We start from the raw sequence: 1,325 nt of genomic DNA on the forward strand, positions 1-1,325 counted from the left end.
CCGAACCGGCGGGCCCGCACCCCACCACGAGGACATCGGTCGAAGCGGGAGGTCGCGGCCGTGGGTCCATGCGCTCCATGGTGGCAGGTCCGCGCCGGACCGGTCGGCGCCGACCTCGGCCGGGGTGGGGTGCCGCAGCCCCCGGGTGGGGACCGTAGTCTGTCGTCAGGGTCGGTCGATGCCGGTCCGCACCAGGCGACGAGGACGAATGAGGATGTCGAGCGATTCTGTGACGACCGGCACCGCTGAGACGGCGCCCGACCATGTGGTGGCGGGCGTGGACGTCGGCGACGCGGATCTCGCGGCGCTGCTGAGGGCGCGACTGGTGGAGGTCGAGGAGCTCCTGGTGAGCCGACTCGAGACCGGGGAGGACTTCCTCACCGAGGTCGCCCTGCACCTGGTCACCGCCGGCGGGAAGCGCTTCCGCCCCGTCGTCACCCTGCTCACCGGAGAGCTCGGTCCGGAACCCGACCGCGAGCGCCTGGTCAAGGCCGCCGTGGTGTGCGAGATGATCCACCTGGCCACGCTCTATCACGACGACGTGATGGACGAGGCGGCCGTGCGCCGCGGCGTGGAGTCCGCCAACAGCCGCTGGGACAACTCCACCGCGATCCTCGCCGGCGACTTCCTCTTCGCCCACTCCTCCATGCTCCTGGCGGACCTCGGCCCGGCCGCGGTCCAGCTCATCGCCCAGACCTTCGCGGAACTGGTCACCGGGCAGATGCGGGAGACGGTCGGTCCGGGCGACGGCGGGGACGCCGCCGACGCCGCCGGTCACTATCTCCGCGTGATCTGGGAGAAGACCGGGTCGCTGATCGCGGCCGCCGCCCAGTTCGGCGGCGAGTACTCCGGCGCCTCCGACGAGCAGATCCAGAGTCTGCGACGGCTGGGAGACGCCGTGGGGATCGCGTTCCAGATCGCCGACGACATCATCGACATCGCCTCTCCGTCGTCCGACTCGGGCAAGACTCCCGGGACCGACCTGCGCGAGGGTGTGCACACGCTGCCCATGATCTACGCGCTCGAGGCCGGTTCCACCGACGGCGACCGCCTCCGTGAACTGTTGGCGCAGCCGCTGACCGACGACTCCGAGGTCCACGAGGCCCTGGATCTCCTCCGCGCCTCCGAGGGGATGCGGCGCGCGCGGGCGACGCTCGAGCAGTACGTGGCGGACGCCATGGCCGAGCTGGACGTGCTGCCCGCCGGTCCCGCGAACGAGGCGCTGCGGCGGCTGGTCCGGTTCACCGTCGACCGCGTGAGCTGACCGCCGCGCCGGGCATCCGCTCCTGCGCCTGCGCGCCCGTCCAGCGCTCGGCTGGCTTCCA

The 1,325-nt window shown here is 72.2% G+C and carries 1 protein-coding gene; it reads left to right on the forward strand.

What is annotated here, in order from left to right; all coding sequences use genetic code 11:
• The first annotated feature begins 214 nt into the window (after positions 1-214).
• Positions 215-1,264, forward strand: coding sequence for a polyprenyl synthetase family protein (locus G6021_RS15490; protein WP_179523186.1), 1,050 nt, complete (start codon positions 215-217; stop codon positions 1,262-1,264).
• The last annotated feature ends 61 nt before the right edge of the window (positions 1,265-1,325 follow it).

This window comes from Dietzia sp. CW19 (assembly GCF_014145265.1).
Classification (GTDB): Bacteria; Actinomycetota; Actinomycetes; order Mycobacteriales; family Mycobacteriaceae; genus Dietzia; species Dietzia natronolimnaea.

What these genes read in the sequence shown, in the direction of transcription:
- G6021_RS15490 (WP_179523186.1), top strand. Translation starts at nt 215, where the DNA reads ATGTCGAGCGATTCTGTGACGACCGGCACCGCTGAGACGGCGCCCGAC.